General features: G+C 41.4%; 18 protein-coding genes and 1 pseudogene. 13 read left to right on the forward strand and 6 right to left on the reverse strand.

Translation table 11 applies throughout. The features are described 5' to 3' along the window. Entirely contained in the window at window positions 1-606 is a 606-nt protein-coding gene (locus AY606_RS12480) for a lipoprotein-34 precursor (NlpB) (protein ID WP_067869136.1), read from the reverse strand. A 14-nt stretch (window positions 607-620) separates the two neighbouring features. Continuing rightward, window positions 621-1,520 carry a 4-hydroxy-tetrahydrodipicolinate synthase gene (gene dapA / locus AY606_RS12485; protein WP_067869139.1) on the reverse strand — a complete coding sequence of 300 codons (900 nt, stop codon included), beginning with the start codon at window positions 1,518-1,520 and terminating at the stop codon, window positions 621-623. A 726-nt stretch (window positions 1,521-2,246) separates the two neighbouring features. Between dapA and mhpT the strand changes: the two genes are divergently transcribed. From mhpT to ppk1, 4 genes and pseudogenes are all read left to right on the forward strand, one after another. Next, window positions 2,247-3,455, forward strand: a complete 1,209-nt coding sequence (mhpT, locus tag AY606_RS12490) for a 3-(3-hydroxy-phenyl)propionate transporter MhpT (protein WP_067869142.1) — start codon at window positions 2,247-2,249, stop codon at window positions 3,453-3,455. Between the two features lie 283 nt (window positions 3,456-3,738). Continuing rightward, the gene (gene pncA / locus AY606_RS12495; RefSeq protein WP_067869145.1) at window positions 3,739-4,374 is read left to right on the forward strand and encodes a bifunctional nicotinamidase/pyrazinamidase; all 636 of its coding nucleotides are present in this window, start codon (window positions 3,739-3,741) and stop codon (window positions 4,372-4,374) included. Window positions 4,375-4,473: 99 nt separating this feature from the next. Continuing rightward, window positions 4,474-5,427: a bile acid:sodium symporter family protein gene (locus AY606_RS12500; RefSeq protein WP_067869149.1), complete on the forward strand. Its 954-nt coding sequence runs from the start codon at window positions 4,474-4,476 to the stop codon at window positions 5,425-5,427. A 217-nt stretch (window positions 5,428-5,644) separates the two neighbouring features. Then, a pseudogene (gene ppk1 / locus AY606_RS12505) lies at window positions 5,645-7,706 on the forward strand (polyphosphate kinase 1). A gap of 64 nt (window positions 7,707-7,770) precedes the next feature. On the opposite strand, the gene AY606_RS12510 reads toward ppk1, so the two are convergent. Next, on the reverse strand, window positions 7,771-9,024 hold the full coding sequence (locus tag AY606_RS12510; RefSeq protein ID WP_067869593.1) for a hypothetical protein: 1,254 nt from the start codon (window positions 9,022-9,024) through the stop codon (window positions 7,771-7,773). A gap of 77 nt (window positions 9,025-9,101) precedes the next feature. Between AY606_RS12510 and serB the strand changes: the two genes are divergently transcribed. The 3 genes from serB (at window position 9,102) to AY606_RS12525 (ending at window position 11,713) form a co-directional block, all read left to right on the forward strand. Next, window positions 9,102-10,322: a phosphoserine phosphatase SerB gene (gene serB / locus AY606_RS12515; protein ID WP_067869152.1), complete on the forward strand. Its 1,221-nt coding sequence runs from the start codon at window positions 9,102-9,104 to the stop codon at window positions 10,320-10,322. A gap of 421 nt (window positions 10,323-10,743) precedes the next feature. Further along, window positions 10,744-11,079, forward strand: coding sequence for a ciprofloxacin tolerance protein AciT (gene aciT, locus AY606_RS12520; RefSeq protein ID WP_067869155.1), 336 nt, complete (start codon window positions 10,744-10,746; stop codon window positions 11,077-11,079). Window positions 11,080-11,233: 154 nt separating this feature from the next. Then, window positions 11,234-11,713, forward strand: coding sequence for an SCP2 sterol-binding domain-containing protein (locus AY606_RS12525; RefSeq protein WP_067869157.1), 480 nt, complete (start codon window positions 11,234-11,236; stop codon window positions 11,711-11,713). Window positions 11,714-11,784: 71 nt separating this feature from the next. Here AY606_RS12525 and dtd read toward each other — a convergent pair whose 3' ends face one another. Then, window positions 11,785-12,225, reverse strand: coding sequence for a D-aminoacyl-tRNA deacylase (gene dtd, locus AY606_RS12530; RefSeq protein WP_067869160.1), 441 nt, complete (start codon window positions 12,223-12,225; stop codon window positions 11,785-11,787). 231 nt (window positions 12,226-12,456) lie between these two features. On the opposite strand from dtd, the gene AY606_RS12535 reads away from it, so the two are divergent. From AY606_RS12535 to asd, 5 genes are all read left to right on the forward strand, one after another. Continuing rightward, the gene (locus tag AY606_RS12535) at window positions 12,457-13,974 is read left to right on the forward strand and encodes a catalase (protein ID WP_067869163.1); all 1,518 of its coding nucleotides are present in this window, start codon (window positions 12,457-12,459) and stop codon (window positions 13,972-13,974) included. A 224-nt stretch (window positions 13,975-14,198) separates the two neighbouring features. After that, window positions 14,199-14,651: an ankyrin repeat domain-containing protein gene (locus tag AY606_RS12540; RefSeq protein ID WP_249409257.1), complete on the forward strand. Its 453-nt coding sequence runs from the start codon at window positions 14,199-14,201 to the stop codon at window positions 14,649-14,651. A gap of 114 nt (window positions 14,652-14,765) precedes the next feature. After that, window positions 14,766-15,977 carry a nicotinate phosphoribosyltransferase gene (gene pncB, locus AY606_RS12545; RefSeq protein WP_067869166.1) on the forward strand — a complete coding sequence of 404 codons (1,212 nt, stop codon included), beginning with the start codon at window positions 14,766-14,768 and terminating at the stop codon, window positions 15,975-15,977. A gap of 107 nt (window positions 15,978-16,084) precedes the next feature. Beyond that, complete coding sequence (locus AY606_RS12550) at window positions 16,085-16,933, forward strand: sulfurtransferase (RefSeq protein ID WP_067869169.1); 849 nt, start codon at window positions 16,085-16,087, stop codon at window positions 16,931-16,933. Beyond that, window positions 16,930-17,784 (forward strand): archaetidylserine decarboxylase, encoded by an 855-nt coding sequence (asd, locus tag AY606_RS12555; RefSeq protein ID WP_067869172.1) that lies wholly within the window; start codon window positions 16,930-16,932, stop codon window positions 17,782-17,784. The genes AY606_RS12550 and asd overlap by 4 nt, the downstream gene beginning before the upstream one ends. Window positions 17,785-17,864: 80 nt before the next feature. On the opposite strand, the gene AY606_RS12560 is transcribed toward asd, so the two are convergent. Further along, window positions 17,865-18,476: an SPOR domain-containing protein gene (locus AY606_RS12560; protein ID WP_067869174.1), complete on the reverse strand. Its 612-nt coding sequence runs from the start codon at window positions 18,474-18,476 to the stop codon at window positions 17,865-17,867. 21 nt (window positions 18,477-18,497) lie between these two features. Beyond that, the gene (argS, locus tag AY606_RS12565) at window positions 18,498-20,288 is read right to left on the reverse strand and encodes an arginine--tRNA ligase (RefSeq protein ID WP_067869598.1); all 1,791 of its coding nucleotides are present in this window, start codon (window positions 20,286-20,288) and stop codon (window positions 18,498-18,500) included. A gap of 197 nt (window positions 20,289-20,485) precedes the next feature. On the opposite strand from argS, the gene AY606_RS12570 reads away from it, so the two are divergent. After that, window positions 20,486-20,770 (forward strand): DUF2798 domain-containing protein, encoded by a 285-nt coding sequence (locus AY606_RS12570; RefSeq protein ID WP_067869601.1) that lies wholly within the window; start codon window positions 20,486-20,488, stop codon window positions 20,768-20,770. Window positions 20,771-20,956 lie beyond the last annotated feature (186 nt).

Below are 20,956 nucleotides of genomic sequence, written 5' to 3' on the forward strand. Positions count from 1 at the left end.
CTAGGCTGGCCAATTTTGGTAAATCTGGGTTAACAGTTCTGCAGCTTTTTCTTGGTCTGCAAAGCTATTATCGGCATTGAACACAGCGATGTTGTTACTCGTTCCTACAGAGGTAAGTCTTAATACATAGACCTGTTGATCGATCTTAATCGTTACTTCATAACGATTTTTACTTTGACCAACAATGGTATGATTCAGGCTGCTGAGAGTAGCAAGTGTGTACTGCCAAATTGTAGCAGAATTTCCATCAATTTTGAGCAACGGATTTTGATTTCCATCACGAACTAACTGAGGGCGGCCGACATTTGTGCTTTCATCTTGGCGATCTGTTGGTGCATTTGCCTGAGTGTTGTCAGGGCGAGGTAAAGCAAAACGGTTGCCGCGCTTATTTTCAAGCTTGGGAGCATGTTCAATCGCAAGTGGGTCAACCACCGGAGACGGATACAACGGCGTTGCCGGTCGAACCATTGAACCTTCAGGATATTTCAGGGGTTCAAGGGCTGCAGTATTTTTATAATCCAGTGAACCGTTGCTGATTCCCACTGAACTACAACCCACTAAACTGAATGCTGAAAGGGCAAGGGTTAAACCAAAACGTAATTGCATAGTGTTTGTGCTCTTTATTTAATGACACCAGAAGCGTTGAGTGCTTCACGCAGCGGTGTACGATATTGTTCTGCAAGAGGAGTTAATGGTAAGCGAATACCGGTACCAATTAATCCCATTTCATGAAGCGCCCATTTCACAGGAATTGGGTTAGATTCACAAAACAGAATATTGTGTAAATTTGCAACTTCATTGTTTAAAGTTTCAGCGCGTTCTGCATCACCTGCAATCGCAGCAGCACACACCTGGCTCATTTCTTTAGGGACAACATTGGCAGTTACAGAAATGTTGCCTTTTGCGCCGAAGCCCATCAATTGGTATGCAGTCGCATCATCACCAGAGTAAACGGTCATCTCTTTCCCGTGTAATCCTTCAATAAGTTCTTGACCACGCGGTACGTCACCAGTTGCGTCTTTAATGCCGATAATTTGCGGGATATCCGCCAGGCGAATCACCGTTTCATTTAACATGTCGACGCCAGTACGCCCTGGTACGTTATAAAGAATTTGTGGTAAATCAACGGCCTCAGCAATAGCTTTATAATGCTGATATAAGCCTTCTTGTGTAGGCTTGTTGTAATAAGGTGTGACGAGGAGCGCTGCATCGGCACCCAGTTCTTTAGCTTCTTTGGTCAGTTGGATCGCTTCATGGGTCGAGTTTGCCCCCGTACCTGCAATGACAGGAATACGTTTGTTGGCTACACGAATGATTTCCGCGATAACTTTGGTGTGTTCTGCCATGCTTAAGGTCGAGGCTTCACCAGTTGTGCCTACAGCAACAATACTATTGGTACCTTGTGCTATATGCCACTCAACGAGCTTTTCTAGACCCTTCCAATCTACGCTGCCATCTTCAAACATCGGGGTGACGATTGCGACAATTGAACCTTGGATGATCTGTGCTTGCTGAGTCATTTTAAAAAAATATCCTATTTGTCCATCCGGCTGAGGTAGAAAAGCATAAATTTGGATGGTTACCTATTCTGATTTATAGCATTTTCAATATGATTAGAGGTAATTGAATAATGCTTATGCAAATTATGAACGAACAAACGATGAAGAACAATATGCTTTAGTCAAACCATCTAAAAACTTTATGAAAAGCAAGTGAAAAGTCTACTAAACAGAACAAAAGCCCCTTTTACAATTGAATTTCAGTAACTTTTTGCTCAGCATCATTATATAACTGGCCGCTGGGTATCACTCAAAAATGTCAGGCACGTTGTGATAAAAGTGCTTTAAAGCCAATACCATCGGCAATTCCGGGTAAAAACATCAGGATTTAAGATTTAATAAGGATGAACATAGACTTGAAAGCTATATAAACCAAGAGCTTAAAAGATAAGAATCATCATTAAAAACTTGCGGAATAATTCGTTAAAACTATTAATCTATTTTTAACGTTTTCGCATAGGATGATTTTCATACGTGAAATGCTGATTGTGGTGTTAAATTTTTTGTGCTGATTAGTGGGGATTAAGCGTTTTTATGACTAGCAGTGAGTGCATTAAGAATGTGTTAAATATCCATTATTTTTGTCAATAACAGGGAACTTGTTCCACTTATTGATAGTTATTTGTATGTTCTGACTCATGGATGATGGTGATCTATTTTGGACACTAATCGAACAAGGAGTTTGTAATGGAAAGATCAGATAACAAACACTCCGTCATTACAGTTGCTATCTGTTTTTTAATTGCAGTGATTGAAGGACTGGATATTCAGGCAGCAGGTATTGCCGCAGCGGGTATTCGCGAAGCTTTTGGCTTGGATAGTTCGCAATTGGGGGTGTTTTTTAGCGCAGGGATTTTGGGTTTGTTACCCGGAGCGCTGATTGGTGGACGATATTCGGATCGTATCGGACGGAAAAAGGTGCTGATTTGGTCGGTTGCAGTATTTGCAGTATTTACCTTGTGTACCGTCTGGGTCAATAGTTTTAATACGCTTTTATTGGTTCGTTTTTTAGCAGGTGCAGGTTTAGGCGCTGCCATGCCCAACTTGATTACGCTGGCTTCCGAAGCGGTTAGACCTGAAAACCGTGGTCGTGCTGTGGGTTTGATGTATTGTGGTATGCCAGTGGGTGCGGCTATTTTGTCGTATATTGCGAGTTTAGATTTTGGCTCCAACTGGAAAAATATTTTCTATCTAGGCGGTTTGTTGCCGATTATCGTGCTTCCTATCATGATTAAGTTTTTACCAGAATCACGTGAATTCTTAAAGGCGCAAACGAACGCGGAAACAACCACAGTTACGACTCAAGGCTCTTTTAAAGATCTATTTAATAGCAGTAACTTGATGCGTACCTGCTTAATTTCTTTAAGCTATTTCTTCACCTTGATGGTGGTTTACATCATGTTGAGCTGGTTGCCTTCACTGTTTATGGAACTGGGCTTTAGCCGTAAGGAAGGTAGCACGGCACAATTCTTCTTCATGATGAGTGCAACAGTCGGTACGATTATTTTAGGTATGCTGACCGACCGCTGGAAAAAAGCCTATGTCATTATTTTGATGTACGGCGGTATTTTGGTAGGCTTATTCTGCTTAAATGCAGCAAGCTCGTTGACGCAAATGTACATGGCTTCAGCATTGGTCGGCGCATTCGTGATTGGTTGCCAAGGCGTACTGTATGCTTTCGGTAGTATTGTTTACCCAACCGAAGTACGTGCAACAGGCGTGGGCATGGCCTCAGCCGTGGGACGTGTAGGTGCAATGCTTGGGCCGACAATTGCCGGTCAACTCCTTGCCGCAGGTTTTGGTGCAGCTGGGGTTATTTCAGCAGCCATTCCTTGTATTGTGATTTCAGCCGTATTTATGCTGATTCTGGTTCGTCGCTTACAAGCTCAAGCTTAATTTTTTACTGTTTAGAATAGCTCGCAGCTTGCGGGCTATTTTTTTAACTTCAATTTTATTTTGATTCTTTAGCCACATAAAATTAAAAACTTTCCCGATGCTTTGGATCAAGTCGAGTATCGGACATGCTTGGTATCGAATCTGTCTAGAAACGAATTTATCAAAGCCTCTTTATGATTTAAATTGAAAGTCATTTTATTTTTACCATCTAGCTTCAATCCTGCAATTTATTTTGTTATATGCTTAACCAAAATGACAACATGCAAAGAATGGACTGCCAATTATGCAAAACAATACAGCCTTGATTGTGGTGGATGTACAAAATGGTTTTACCCCAGGGGGTCAATTAGCCGTGGCCGATTCGGATCAGATCATTCCGAAAATTAACCAGTTGGCGCACTATTTTGACAATATTGTGATTACCCAAGATTGGCATCCGGAAAATCATATTTCATTTGCCAAAAATCATCTGGGTAAACAGCCTTTTGAAACGATTAAATTGGATTATGGAACCCAAGTGTTGTGGCCGGCACATTGCGTTCAAGGCACGTCAGATGCCGAACTGCATCCAGAGCTCAACTTGCCGAGTGCACAATTGATTATTCGCAAAGGGTTCCATACACATATCGACAGTTATTCTGCCTTTATGGAAGCGGATCAAAAAACCAGCACCGGCTTGGCCGGCTATTTAAAAGAACGTGGAATTGATACCGTGTTTATTGTCGGCATTGCCACAGATTTTTGTGTGGCCTGGACGGCAATCGATGCTTGCAAACTGGGCTTTAAAGCTTATGTTATTTCAGATGCCACCAAGGGCATTGATCTGGATGGGTCATTGCAACATGCCTGGCAAGATATGCTGGCAGCAGGAGTGAAACGCCTGTATGTCAAAGATATTATTCAACCGCTGGCATTATAAAGGGCGCAATTAAGCGCCAGGAATAATCAATAATTTCCTCATGCGTCTTGTATCAGATGATATTTAGCGCGGATGCCAGAATAAAGATTGGATTGAACCATGTCAGCTTTTTTGCGCTTTACGCAATTTATTCAAAAAACTTTTGCCCTGTGGGTCGTACTATTTGCAGGTATGGCGCTACTTGCACCTGATCTCTTTGTCTGGCTTAAAATGTATATCATCTGGATGCTCGGTATTATCATGTTCGGAATGGGCATGACCATGACCGTGAATGATTTTAAAGGGGTATTACACAGTCCCAAAGCCGTCATCATTGGAGTGGTCGCACAGTTTATGGTGATGCCCGGATTGGCTTATCTGTTGTGTCATTTGTTTCAACTGCCATCTGAAATTGCCATTGGCGTGATTTTGGTGGGCTGTTGTCCTGGGGGCACGGCTTCAAACGTGATTACCTATATGGCCAAAGGCAATACCGCTTTGTCAGTCGCCTGTACCTCGGTTTCGACTCTTTTAGCACCTGTATTGACACCTGCGATTTTTTATCTTTTGGCCAGCCAATGGATTGAAATTAATGCCCTGTCGATGTTGGGTTCAATCCTTCAGGTCGTGCTGTTACCAATCATTTTGGGTTTAATCGTTCGGGCTGTATGGAGGCAAAAAGTTGATGGCTATATTCAAGTGATGCCACTAATTTCTGTGTTGGCCATCGTCGCGATTGTGGCTGCAATTATCGCAGGCAGTAAGGCACAAATTTTGGAATCTGGTTTACTGATTCTAGGGGTTGTTGCCTTACACAATGGTTTGGGTTATTTGCTGGGTTTTTGGGTAAGTCGTTTATTTAAATTACCCTATGCCGACTGTAAAGCAGTGGCGGTAGAAGTCGGTATGCAAAATTCAGGCTTGGGTGTGGCTTTAGCGGCAGTGCATTTCGCTGCATCCCCGGTTACGGCAGTGCCAAGTGCGATTTTTAGTTTATGGCATAATATTTCAGGCCCTGCATTAGCCACATATTGGGCCAGCAAGGTTGATCAAAAAAAAAGCGGTAAGAAGTGAAAATAATTCAGGGAGAAAAGGAAAGGGTTAACCTCCCTTTTTTTATTTAAAACCGCAACATATAAATTATTTTTAATAAAAATCATGTTTTTAAATTAAACCTTATCTGTTTAAAAACTCCACAGCCAATTATGGATGTAACATAAATGTCATAATCGCTGCATAACATGCCTGAGACTTGAGATAACCAGACTGTTGCAAACAGCATAGAGAAACTATGGAACATTTCCAGCATTCATCAGCAACTTATTTTAATCGCGAGTTATCTTTATTTGAATTTAATCACCGTGTTTTGGCTCAAGCACTGGATTCTCAGTTGCCTTTGCTTGAAAGATTAAGTTTTTTAATGATTTTTTCCTCAAATCTTGATGAGTTTTTTGAGATTCGTGTTGCTGGTTTAATGAAGCAATTAGACCTAAATGTCGTGACGCGTACTCCAGATGCAGTCCCTACAGAAGTGATCTTATCTGAGTTATCTCAAGTCGTGAATGAAGCAGTAAAACAACAATATGAGATTTTGAATTATTCAATTTTGCCGGAGTTGCAAAGTTTGGGCATTCATTTTATTCAATATCAACATATTTTAGAAAAGCATAAGCCCTGGATTGCTGAATATTTTGCGCGACAAGTACAACCTGTGGTTACACCAATTAGTTTAGATCCTTCTCATCCATTTCCCCGTTCAGTCAATAAAAGTCTTAACTTTATTGTGAGTTTGTCGGGGAAAGATGCTTTTGGTCGTAACATTACCATGGCGATTGTTCCTGCTCCGCGTTCATTGCCTCATCTGATTGCATTACCTGGCGATGTTGCGGGTATAACGAAAGAACATATTTTCTTGTCTGCAATTATTCAACAGCATATTGATGATTTGTTTCCCGGCATGAAAGCAACGGGCTGTTATGCCTTTCGAGTGACCCGAAATGCCGATTTAATTTTGGCAGAAGATGTGGATGATTTGGCTGTAGCGCTGAAAGATGAATTGTCTTCACGTCGTTTTGGTCGTGCGGTACGCTTGGAAATTGAAAAGGATTGTCCATCCTCCATTATCAATTATTTGTTGGCTCAGTTCGATTTAGATGAACAGCATTTATATTATATTGATGGACCAATTAACTTATTACGTTTGACCACCAGTTTTGACTGCCCAACCTTAAAACATCCAAAATTTTTACCCGTTATCCCGAAGGTTTTTCGTAAGCAGAAACCTATTTGATATTCTTAAAAAACAGGATGTGTTATTGCATCATCCATTTGATTCTTTTCAGCCAGTAATTAATTTATTACATGAAGCGGCTAAAGATCCCAATGTTCTGGCAATTAAGCAGACTTTATATCGTAGTGGTCCAAATTCAGAAATTGTACAGGTCCTTGCTGAAGCTGCGCGTAATGGTAAAGAGGTAACGGCAGTCATTGAGTTGCGTGCACGTTTTGATGAAGAGTCGAATATTACTGTTGCAAATATTTTGCAAGAAGCGGGTGCTGTCGTAGTTTATGGCATTGTGGATTATAAAACTCATGCCAAAATGATTTTAATTGTGCGTCGTGAACATAATCAGCTTGTTCGTTATGTACATTTAGGTACAGGGAACTATCATGCGGGTAATGCCCGGATGTATACCGATTACGGTTTAATGACCACACATGAAGATATTTGTGAAGATGTACACCGGATGTTCCAAGAGTTAACCGGTATGGGGAAAATGGCGAAATTAAAAGCCTTATTACATGCGCCATTTACCTTACATAGTGAATTATTAAAATTAATTGAACAAGAAATTACATGTGCACAAGCAGGTAAATTTGCACGGATTATCATTAAAGTGAATGCTTTGACGGAACCTCAGTTAATTACTGCTTTATATCGCGCATCACAGGCTGGGGTACAGGTTGATTTAATTATCCGTTCGATTTGTTGTCTAATTCCGCAAGTAGAAGGGATGTCCGAAAATATTCATGTTCGTTCTATTGTGGGACGTTTTCTTGAACATACACGGGTTTATTATTTTGAACAGGGTGGCGAGCAAAAACTGTATTGTGCCAGTGCAGATTGGATGGGGCGTAATTTATTCTCACGTATAGAAACATGCTTTCCTATTCTGGATAAACGGATTAAACAGCGTATATTAGAGGATGGTTTGATCAGTTACTTAAATGATAATCAAAATGCATGGATACTCCAAAAAAATGGACAATGGCATAAAGTGGCGGTTGAAAAACAAGCGGTTTCATACAGTGCACAAAGGTACTTAATCGAAAAAAAATCAATGAAAATATAAGACCCCAAAAAAAAAGCCTGATATCGAATCAGGCTTTTTTTTAGCGCTATGCTTCAAAGGAAGATTAAGACGCTTTAGATTGTTTAGCTTTTAAAATTTCAGTTCTGAAAGTCTGGGCCAATTCTGCTACTTCACTATCCATCCCGTTCATCATAAAGGCATGACGGGTCAGCACATTGGTGGGATTGGGCATGCTGACCAATTGGTAACGGTCGGAAATATCCTTGAGTAATTCATTGGGTAAATAAATTGCACTTTCTTTTGCCACTAACTGTTGAACCAGACGTTCTGCAGCTTGAACAGGGGTCAGGTGCATGGCTTCGACATGACTCGAAATTGCACTACGGGTTTGCAAAACGAAGCGTTTTTCTTCGCGATAGCGTTTGTACAATACATCCGACAACAACTGGAATACGGTACTGATCATCACCAGGCATTGCACCGCATTTGGCGTATTTACCGATATGCTGATGGTTGCGCCATGTTCATCAAATTTATGCATGGTTGAAATATCAGAACTATTCAGTTTGTAGTGTTGAACACAGAGTTCCGCGGTTTTATTCAGGAAAATCTGGCATAAATTAAAATACGGCACGGATACGGTTTTATTCACCGAATCCATGAGTTGTTTTGGATCATAAAACTGGATGTTCAATGCAATACATTTGTCATCCAGAACAACAGGTTTGGATTCTTTAATTTTGTTTTTTGCCTGGGCATTTTGCTGTGCTTGCGCCACTGCGACTGCAGCATTATGCTGCTCTTGTTCTAAAGCTTGGGTCAGGGTTTGAATTTCATGCTTTAAGCGCGATTCATTATTAATGCGTGCCAAATATTCAGTTCGACTCGGGCGGGCAATCGCGCGATAAGCCAACCATAATAGACCGTGAATCATCAGCGATAATAAAATTGCCAGCCATTGGGTACGTAAAATTTCACCGATGCTGGATTGGATTAACGTGATTTCAATGGTGCCGACTTTCTTTTCATTTTGCAGTGCTTCACGAACAAACACTTCACCTTGACGTGTCTTGGTTAAACCGCCTGTTGCCAGTACCTGATTGTTAGCATCTAAAATACGAATAGAGGCCACACTCGGATTGGTTGCATAACGCTCGGCCAATAAGGCCAAGGATACAGTATTGGCCGGTTCAAGCTCGGATAGGCTGTCTGTGACCAGTTGCGTGGTCATCAGCTGTCCTTGACTGGCGCGATTTGCATTCAGTTGGTGCGTCGTCGCAAGTACCAGTAAAAAAGTGTGTAAAGCAAAACTTATAATCAGTAGGCTAGCAAATAGCCCTTGTCTAGGCGCATTCAACGTAAACTTCCAAGGCATTTATATTCAAATTCGATTATGATTCTTACAATAGTTGTAGCTCAGATCCGAGTCAATTCATGCGAGAAATCATTCTTATATCATTTTTGGGACCCGACCAGCCCAATCAATTTACACGATTAATGCAGGTGCTGTCCGTACATTCTTTACAAATTTTGGATGTTGGACAAGCCGTCATCCACAACCAACTGACCTTAGGTATTGTTGTTTCGTCAGATGACCAAACTGCTACAGCATTAGCCATGAAGGAGATCTTGATTCTAGCACATGATATTGGTTTAACTGTGCGCTTTAAACCAATCTCTACGGCAGAATATGATCAATGGGTCAGTGAGGGTGGCCAGACCCGTTATATTGTGACTGCACTTGCACCGGAATTAACCGCATCTCAATTACAAGCAGTCACCAATATTGTGTCTAACCAAGGCTTTAATATTGAAACTGTAACCCGTTTGTCGGAACGTCCAAAGCTAGCGGGTCAAGCCGACGGGCCGAAACGCTCTTGCGTACAATTTGGTTTGAAAGGACAAATGTTGGATGCCACGGCAATGCGTGCATCTTGCCTGCGTTTATCGACTGAACTTAATGTTGATGTCGCAGTTCAGGAAGACAATGCTTACCGTCGTAATCGCCGTTTAGTCTGCTTCGACATGGACTCCACTTTGATTGAACAGGAAGTGATTGATGAGTTGGCGATAGAAGCAGGTGTGGGTGAGCAAGTTGCTGAAATTACTGAACGGGCCATGCAAGGGGAACTTGATTTCCAGCAAAGCTTCCGTGCGCGTGTCGCCTTATTAAAAGGGATGGATGCTTCTGTTTTACCTAAAATTGCACAACGCTTAACCGTGACTGAAGGCGCAGAACGCCTGATTTCTACATTAAAAGCATTGGGTTATAGAACGGCTATTCTGTCAGGTGGCTTCCAGTATTTTGCTGAATACCTGCAAGAAAAATTGGGGATTGATGAAGTGCATGCCAATTGCCTGGATATTGTCGATGGTGTGGTCACAGGTGAAGTCAAAGGTCATATTGTCGATGGTGCACGTAAAGCCTTTCTGCTGCGTGAACTTGCCGAACGAATGGGCATTTCACTGGAACAAGCCATTGCGGTAGGAGATGGCGCGAATGATTTACCGATGCTGTCCATCGCCGGTTTAGGTGTAGCATTCCGTGCAAAACCATTGGTTCGCCAAAATGCAAATCAGGCCATTTCTAGCGTAGGTCTGGATGGTGTATTGTATCTACTCGGTGTGCATGATAAAGATCTGAGTCGGGCCTAATTATTTGCCTAACTGTTGAAGTTTATTGACAAAACGCGACATTGATGTTGCGTTTTTTATTATAAAAACAGTTAAAACGCGATGAGCGGTTAAGTTAAATTGCTGATAAAAACGACAATCAATCCATTCGTAAAAAATATTTTTTTAATGCTTTTAACCTATGGTTTTTTTGTAATGACACGGCAAGTCCGTACCCATCTCGTTTCCAGAAAAAGTTAAAAATAAAAAGATGTAATGACAAAATAATATTGCGACAAGGTGTGTCGCTTTATCAAAATACAAGACTTTTTTTCTTTAAAAAACTAAGCATAATGCTTGCATAGGGATTGATATAGACATATTCATCATTTATTTAACGGTATCGGGAATCAGGTTTAGACAAACATTCCATGTCCAGACCTTATCTTAGACGGAGGTTTTTATGGTTACAGCGAATTTAGCAACCATCGTAGGCTTAAGCTTGATCGCGGCTGCTTTGATAGCTGTTTTCTTCTCGCCTTATCGTCGTTTGTTAAGCTTTATGTGTGCAGGCATGCTGTTTTGGGGATTGATTGAAGTTGTTCGCTTCGGTACACAAGCGATATTTGAATTACCTATGACCTATAGCTATCTTATGGCATCAATGTCAGCAATGGTTGTAGTCGCCATGCTTTTGATACGTGAAGATCGTCGTGCAGAACGTGCTTTAATTGAACGTCGTTGTATTGAACATACGCCTGTATATGAAGAAGAGCAGCAACACTGTTCAAGCCGTTAAATCAAAGTATTCAAAAATTCTAAAAAAGATGTGCCAGAAGCACATCTTTTTTTTTGTTCGTTCATTATTGTTATACAAAGCCTTACTTCAAAAAACACAACTTATGTTAGGATAAGTCGTCAATTTTCCAACAATTACAATAGGCTTAAATGTCATGAAACTATCTTCGATTCCTGTCGTAAAATTACCGCTGGTCGATGTAAGCACGGATCCGCTTGATTTATTAGTTGCGGGCTTGGCTTTGCGTATGAAGCAATTGGCTCGTACTAGCCCAAAATTTATTGAGTTAGTTCATGAACGTCAGTTTCGTATTCAAATTGGTACGGATTTGGGCGTTGCGCGTCAAATTCTGGTAAACAATGGACAAATTGATACTGTGTCTGGCGATGCCGAAAAAGCGGACTTTATTTTACAGTTTGCAGACAGTGAGCAAGGTGTAAAAACCTTAATGAAAGGTGACCCAACCGCTTTCATGACTGGCATGCAAAATGGCAGCATTAAAATGGAAGGCGATTTTGGTCTTTTGGTTTGGTTTAACAAAGTAGCCAAACTGATTCCACCCAAATTGCCTAAACCTGTACAAGAAAAAGTGAAATTGGTGCGTTCATTTATTCGTGAAAAAATCGGTAAATAATTTTAGATCTATATTTAAAAAATAAAAGCCCTCATTTGAGGGCTTTTTTAATGGCGAATATGTTGCGTCGTTTATTCAATTTCCAGGTTAAAAGTCACCGGACCATCATTCACTAAATGGACTTTCATATCGGCTGCAAAAACTCCGGTTTGCACATTCTCAAATTGAGTATGAGCATAAGCGACCAATTGTTCATATAAGGCTTTAGCTTCACTCGGCGGCATCGCTGGGCCAAAATCGGGACGCAAGCCTTTTTGCGTTTGAGCCATGAGGGTAAACTGCGAAACCAGTAGTAATCCCCCACCGGCTTGGCTGACATTCCAGCCCATCTTGCCTTGTTCATCATCAAAAAAACGATATTTTAAAATCTTATCAATCAGCCTCTTACCTTTATCCAGATTATCATCTTTGCCCAGACCCAGAAAAACTAAAATACCGTGTTGGATTTCTCCTGTGGTTTCACCGTCTACCACGACTTTGGCTTCTAAGACACGTTGTAATAAGGCTCGCATAATTGATTTTGATTCCATCATTTTTGGCTGAAAGTGATTGTAGCAAAATGCGCTGTTAATGATTGAGTTTATGTCTTTTTTTTAAGCAATAAAATACTGAAAAATAAAGAATTAAACTTTAAATATTCAATAAAACGATTACAACCATAAAGATTATCTGTTTTCACTATTTATTTGAAAACAGTATCTTTGTCGTGCAGGAAAGGTATAAATTTTAGTGAGATTAAGACGATGTTTAAGCGTTCTTTATTGGTTGCAATGCTTGCAACAGCAACAGCTGCGACTCAAGCTGCGGCATTAACTAAAGATAATGGTGCACCAGTCGGCGATAACCAGAACTCTATTACAGCTGGTCCTAACGGTGCTGTTTTATTACAAGATGTACAATTGGTACAAAAATTACAGCGTTTCGGTCGTGAGCGTATTCCTGAGCGTGTAGTACATGCACGTGGTACAGGGGCATACGGTGAATTTGTTGTTTCGAAAGATTTATCTGATTTAACACTTGCGTCAATGTTTAAAGCAGGGACTAAAACTCCAGTTTTTGTACGTATGTCTACCGTAATTCACCCTAAGGGTTCTCCAGAGACCTTACGTGATCCGCACGGTTTCGCAATTAAATTTTACACGAAAGAAGGTAACTGGGATTTAGTGGGTAACCAAACTCCAGTATTCTTTATTCGTGATGCGATTAAATTCCCAGACTTCATTCACGCAATGAAACCAAGTCCAATCAACAATGTTCAAGATGCGAACCGTGTATTTGACTTCTTGTCTAGTCAACCCTGGGCAACCAACATGTTGACTTATGTTTACGGCAAGCAAGGTGTTCCAACCAGCTACCGCGAACAAGATGGCTTTGGTGTTCACGCCTATAAATTGTATAACGATAAAGGCGAATACAAATACGTGAAGTTCAACTTCCGTTCACAACAAGGTGTTAAAGGCCTGAACGTGAAAGAAGCTGCTGAACAACAGGGTAAAGACTTCAACCACTTAACCAACGACCTGTATAAAAATATAAACGCTGGTAACTTCCCTAAATGGGATCTTCACATTCAGGTTCTTGATCCTAAAGATCTAGGCAAGTTTGATTTTGATCCGTTGGATCCAACTAAAATCTGGCCAAATGATTTAGTTCCTGAAGTTAAAGTCGGTACGATGACGCTGAACCGTATGCCGAAGAACTTCTTCCAGGAGACTGAGCAAGCTGCTTTCGCTCCAGGTAACTTGGTTCCAGGGATCGAACCATCTGAAGACCGTTTACTTCAAGGTCGTATCTTCTCTTACTCAGATACTCAAATGTACCGTTTAGGTGTAAATCACCAACAACTTCCTGTAAACCGTCCATTGGTTAATGTGAACAACAACAACCAAGAAGGTCACATGAATACAGCTGCTACGACTTCGAACGTAAACTACGAACCAAGCCGTATGGAACCTAAACCATCTACTGATAAAGCACGTGCTGTACAAACGCCACTTTCTGGTTATGTACAACAAATGGGTACGAAAGAGCAAAATTTCAAGCAAGCGGGTGAACTTTACCGTTCATACACTGCGAAAGAAAAAGATGACTTAATCATGAACTTGGCTGCTGATCTGGGTGCAGTGAAAGATGCTGAAACCAAGCACATCATGTTGTCTTACTTCTATAAAGCTGATGCAGACTACGGTACTCGTATGACTAAAGCCGTGAGCGGTAACCTGGCCACTGTTAAAACGAAAGCAGAAAAATTGAAAGACTAATTTTGCTTGGTTGATCAAATCGGTGACTAGGGCTTAGGAGTCACCACCGAAAAGTCCTGTAAAACTCAAATCCTTTCCTGCAACCCTAGGGGAGTTTTACAGGCATTTTATATTTCCAATATTTTGTCTAAGCAAACTTGAGGTCAATTGAAATGAAAGTAATCTTGAATAGTGTGATGATGGCGATGTCCAGCATTTTATTAATGACAGTGCTTACGCTAGGAATGACTAAACTTCATGCTCAAGAAACAGTTCAGGTGGCTCAGCAACACACAGTAAATTCTCAACAGGAATTGCTGGATATCTTTTTTGCCGCAGCAAAAACCGGGCAGCAAGAAGTCATTGATGAATTTTTAAAACATGGATTCCCTGTCGATGTCCGCAACACAGCCAACTATACGCCTTTAATGATGGCAGCCTATTATGGTCATCAAGATACAGTCACTACATTGCTGAAATATGGTGCAGATCGTTGTGCACGTGATAGCAAAGGCAATACTGCCTTGATGGGGGCGATGTTTAAGCTTGAATGGGCGATTGTGAAACAGTTACGCCAAGTCGATTGTGATCGCAATGCCAAGCAAACAGGACAAAAAACAGCAGCTGAATTTGCCAAAGTCATTGGTCAAGAAAAGCAGCTGAAGAAAATACTTGAATCGTATAGGGAGCAGAAATAAAAGTGCCAGTCTTCACATAATGAGTCGAATAGATCTGAGCATTTACTAAAACATGGCTCTGTAGTTTGGAAAAATATGCTTTAATGCGGACAGTTGATAAAAACTGAAAGTTATATGTCCGCAATCATCCATTCATTATTAGATACCGACCTGTATAAATTCACCATGTTACAGGTTGTTCTGCATAAATTCCCTCAAACGCATAGCGTCTACCATTTTCGTTGTCGTAATTTAGAAGATACCGTTTATCCACTGACGGATATTCTGGACGATTTAAATCAGCAGCTCGATTATCTATGTCAGCTCAAGTTTAAAGAAGATGAGTTGCAATATTTACGTAGCTTACGTTTTATTAAAAGTGATTTTGTCGATTACTTAGAACTCTTCCAGCTAAAACGACGCTTTATTAAAGCCAGTATTGATGATCAAGGCCGTTTGGATATTTGGGTGGAAGGCCCGATGGTACAAGCGATGATGTTTGAAATCTTTGTTCTGGCCATCGTGAACGAATTGTATTTCCGCCGTATCAGTAGTGATGATGTTTCGGCGGAAGGTGAACGTCGTTTGCAAGCCAAAGTGGCGTTGCTTAAAAAGTACGAACAAGAACAAAATCCCAATGATCCCCCTTTCTTGGTGTCCGACTTTGGTACCCGTCGTCGTCATAGTTATGCCTGGCAGAAACACGTCATTACCGAGTTTAATCAAGCCTCACCCTATATTTTCCGCGGTACCAGCAATGTACTGATTGCCAAAGAATTGGGTATTACCCCAATTGGCACCATGGCACATGAATTCCTGCAAGCCTTTCAAGCCCTGGATGTGCGTTTACGCAATTTTCAAAAACTGGCATTGGAAACCTGGGTGCAGGAATATCGCGGCGACTTGGGAATTGCCTTGACCGATGTGGTCGGGATGGATGCTTTCCTGCGTGACTTTGACTTGTATTTTGCCAAACTGTTTGATGGTCTGCGTCATGATAGTGGCGACCCTTACGAATGGGGTGATAAAGCCTATGCCCATTACAAAAAACTAAAAGTGGACAGCAAAAGCAAGATGCTGACCTTTAGTGACGGGTTGAACCTGGAAAAAGCCTGGGATTTGCATCAGTACTTTAAAGATCGTTTTCAGGTGAGCTTTGGTATTGGGACCAACTTGACCAATGATTTGGGGCAAACCCCACTGAATATTGTGTTGAAACTGGTGGAATGCAACGGTCAGTCGGTGGCTAAAATTTCCGACAGCCCAGGTAAAACCATGACCGATAACGATACTTTCCTGGCTTATTTACGTCAGGTATTCCAAATCACTGAAACTGAATCACAGTGATTTTTCTATAGCTGATTTTTTGCTAAAAGAATGCAAAAAATCAGCATAATAGTGAAAATGAGTTGTGCTAAGATCAGCAATATTGATCTAAATAAAACTCGAAAAGTATGACTGTTTCTGCATTTGATTTTGGTCTGCTCATTGAAGCAGAAGAACTCTTGCCACATCTGGGCAATGAGAAATTACGCATTGTCGATTTAAGCCGTAGTTCTGTTTATGATCAATTGCATATTCCGCATGCGATCCATGTCAAGCCGAAACAGCTGCTTCGCCAAGAAGAACAAGCCTCGGGTTTACTTGCCGATGTTGAAAGCTTGAAAGCCCTGATTGAATATTTGAATATTTCTCCAGAGCATCACGTTGTTGTTTATGACGATGAAGGCGGGGCATGGGCAGGGCGCTTGATCTGGAATTTGCATTGCCTAGGTTTTGAAAACACCAGTTTACTCAATGGTGGTATTCATGCCTGGTTAGCGACAGGATTTCCAACGTCTTCTGATGTCGAAAAATTAGCGCCTGTTTCAAATCTGGTTGAAATTAACCAGACTCAAATGAATCAATACCGTATTGAATACCCACAACTTCTTGAGAAAGTTCAAAATCATAAAATCCAAGTGTGGGATTGCCGCACGGAAGATGAATACAGCGGACTTCGACTGGCAGCGCGACGCGGCGGTCACATTCCAAATGCCCGACATTTTGAATGGAGTACTGCCCTTAATCGTGAAAATCATTTAAAATTACATCCTTTAGAACGCACGCAACAACGCTTAGAACAATTGGGGTTCAATTTAAATGAACCTGTGGTGGTGTATTGTCAGTCCCATCACCGTTCAGGTTTAGCTTATATTTTGGGTCGATTACTCGGCTGGAATATTCAAGCTTATGATGGTGCGTGGAGTGAATGGGGCAACCGCTTCGACAGTCCGATTATTACCGGAGATTTACCGTCTTGAGTTTCGCATCACGATTAAAAAAACAAATTTTTATTCAAGCACAACGTGTTGTGCCACAACACCAGTTATCACGTGTGGTGGGGAAACTCGCTGCCAGTGAAAACCCGGTTGTCAAAAATACCGTAATTCAGGCTTTTAAAGCCCAATATGGCATTGATATGTCAATTGCTGAACAAAGTAATGAATTGAAATACAAGTCTTTCAATGAATTCTTCACTCGTTCATTGAAAGACGGAGTTCGCGCGATTGATAACAATCCCAACAGTATCGTTTCACCTGCGGATGGTGCAATTTCACAATTGGGCAAAATTGCAGATGGCGATATTTTTCAGGCCAAAGGTCAAAGCTTTTCAGTTGAAAAATTAATTGCCGATCCGCAACTGGCAGAACCGTTTAAAAATGGCCAGTTCGCAACCGTGTATTTATCGCCTAAAGATTATCACCGTGTGCATATGCCTTTTGCGGGAACTCTAACTGAAACTTTATATGTGCCAGGTGAATTGTTTTCGGTCAATCAAACCACTGCGGAAAATATTCCGGGTTTATTTGCGCGTAATGAACGCATGGTGTGTTTGTTTGATACTGAACTGGGACGTATGGCTGTAGTTTTAGTCGGTGCCATGATTGTTGCCGGTATTGAAACAGTGGCGACAGGTAAGGTAAAACCCACAGGCCGTCTCGAACTCAACCAGCATAATCTATTCCTTGAAAAAGGAGCAGAGCTGGGGCGCTTTTATCTAGGTTCTACAGCGGTCATTTTATTTGAACAAGATAAGATGCAGTGGGATGCGATGTTTAAAGCCAACTCGGTTGTGGTGATGGGTGAAGCTTTGGGACATACGGTTGAATAAAATATTCCCTCTCCTGCGAGGAAAGGGAATTTAAGCTATAAAAAAGCGCCTCATTTGAGGCGCTTTTTTATGAATTCAACTTAACGTTTCACTACAATCGAATCAATGCCGCTGCGTTGTAAAGTTTGCTGTGCAATCAGTGCCGCATCAGCAGAATCATAAGGCCCTGAAATCACCCGATACCAAGTTTGACCATTTTCAACCGATTTAACCACATCTGCAGATAATCCATTTAAAATAATTTCAGCACGACGGGCATCAGCACTATCTGGATCAGCATAGCTACGGACTTGAAGAATATAACTGGGTTGATAGGCAGGCGGAGCTTCAGCACTTTCAAGACCGGGCTCAGTGGCTTCCGTGTTAATGGTTGGTTTTGGTTCAGGTGCTTCCACAATCACCACTGCTTCTGAATTTTTAGTTTCCGGCACAGCCTGATCAGGAATAGGCGTGACTTGCTGCTGAGGTAATAAATCGTAGAAACGATAATCTTTGTTGGTGTCTTCCTGGTAATGTTCAGAATTAATCTGATTCTTCGGCTGAACCGGTGCCCACGGTTTCCATAGCATCAAGGCTACGGCAAAACTCAGCACGATTAAAATGACGACAAGTGTTCCAAGCCATGCCGGAATCAATGGCTTTTTAGGCTTGTTCGGTCGCTCAGATACACCGCGTTGCGTTTTTCCAAACACGTGGACTTCCTTTTGTTCTAATTACATGGAGGTAGGGGCAGATACGCCTAATAATTCTAAACCATTACGTAACACTTGTTGTACGTTTACTGAAAGGAGTAAACGGGCTTGCGTAAGGTCAGCATCATTGTTGAGTACTTTATGCTCATTATACCAACCATGGAATAATGCTGCCAATTCTTTCAGATAGTTACCGACCTGATGCGGTTCATAACTGTTGGCTGCACGAATCACAATTTCAGGATACGCGGCAAGTTTGGCCAGAATTTCAGTTTCAGCATCAAGATCAAGTCTTACTGCAAATTGACGTGCATTTACTGCATCAAAATTTACATCAGTAGACGCTGCTTTCTCTAACATACGGCAAATACGGGCGTGGGCATATTGAATGTAATACACCGCATTGTCTTTGCTTTGTGACACTGCAAGGTCAAGGTCAAAGTCAATGTGCTGTTCAGATTTACGCATTACATAATAGAAACGCGCTGCATCATTACCGACTTCTTTACGCAGGTCGCGTAAGGTGACGAACTGACCCGAACGAGATGACATTTGCACCATCTCACCGCCACGCCATAGACTGACGAACTGAACTAAAAGCACAGTCAGTTTTTTCGAGTCATAACCCATTGCATCAATTGCCGCTTTTACACGTGCGATATAACCGTGGTGATCTGAACCCCAGATATCGACGATATCGGTATAGCCACGTTGTAATTTATTTAAATGGTAAGCAATGTCAGAGGCGAAATAGGTGGTTTGACCATTACGGCGTTTGACTACACGGTCTTTTTCATCGCCGAATTCAGTCGATTTAAACCAGATATTGCCGTCTTTTTCATACAAGAAACCGCGTTGATCTAAAGTTCCTAAAGCTTCATCAATTTTTTCAGTTAAAGATTCTTCGCTGAACCATTGATTGAAGGTTACACCGAATTCGCCAAGGTCATCTTTAATGTCATCAAGAATGGCCTTTAAGGCAGCTTGTAAAAATACACGGTAGCCTTGACCAATTAATTGTTGTGAATTGAAGATCAAGCCATCGATATGTTTTTCTTTATCACCTGAAAGTACCACTTTATTGCCATCTGCATCGAGTTCAGCAGCAAATTGCACATCTTCCGGTACATCTTTATAGACATCTGCAACAGGGCGTACATACGCATCACCCTCTTGGTCGAGAATACTTTGCGCGATTTCTTTAACATAGTCACCTTGGTAGGCATTTTTTGGGAATACCAATGTTTGACCAGTAAGCTCTAGATAACGAAGATATGTAGAGGTCGCAAGAATGTCCATTTGACGGCCGGCATCATTGACATAATATTCACGGTCAACTTTTGCACCCGTTGCTTCAAGCAAGTTGGCGACCGTCATACCATAGGCTGCACCACGACCATGACCTACGTGTAGGCTAGAGGTGGGATTGGCAGAAACGAATTCGACTTGAATGCGTTTTTCAGCGTTGGCTTGGGTACGACCGAATTGATCTTTTTGCGCTTGAACCTGATCAAGCACAGTAAAGCGTTGGTCGGCATTTAAAAAGAAATTAATAAAGCCAGGGCCGGCAATTTCTGCTTTGCTGATATCTGCAACTTCAGGAAGACTGGCGAGGATTTTTTCCGCGAGATCACGAGGCTTCATGCCCGCAGCTTTAGAACCCATCATCGCGATGTTTGAGGCGAAGTCACCGTGGCTTCGGTCTTTGGTTCGCGTTAAGTTACCACTGTTATTAAAGTCGGATGGGAGTACACCTTCAGCTTGAAGAGATTGCACTGCATGTTCGAGAGCTGCTTGGATTGCCGTATTCATAATCAGTCGAAAAATAAACGTCGCGGAAAAACAGCAAATATAGCAAATTTCACCGTCTTTAGGTAAACCCATTTGTATTGAATGAAGGTTGTCTGACTGTCTACATACTTAGGCAAGGGGATAAAAAAGGGAAAGATCGCAAAAATCATGATTTATGGCATATTGGAGGACGTGAAAAAATGAACAGAGCAGAGCAGATGCAAACTGAACGCCCGACGATTATCGGCAATATTCCCAAACTTCCAGCAAAATGGGCCGCAGTGGTATTGCCGTTTATTTTATCTGGCCTGATGAGTGGCATTATTTCCTTGATCAATATGCTGCGCAATCTGGGTTGGATCGACGGTTTTATAAATTTATGGTTTCACAACTGGATGATTTCCTGGGCCTTTGCTTTTCCGATTGTATTAATGCTTTTACCCTTGGTACGCAAATTGACAGGCCAACTGGTCGATCTATCGGCTGCAAATGGGCCGAAGTGATTTTGTCCTTTAGGCGATAGTCTGTTCCCATTAATCTGTTTTTTTATTTTGAAATATCTAATTTTGAAACATCTACAGTCTACAGACATTAAAACTTTAATGATTTTGGCTAGGCACAGAGCTGGTTTTAAAGGCAGTGGCTTTTAATTTTGTTGTTGTTATAAATACATAGACATCAGCCTAGCT

The organism is Acinetobacter sp. SFB (assembly GCF_001647545.1).
Taxonomy (GTDB): Bacteria; Pseudomonadota; Gammaproteobacteria; order Pseudomonadales; family Moraxellaceae; genus Acinetobacter.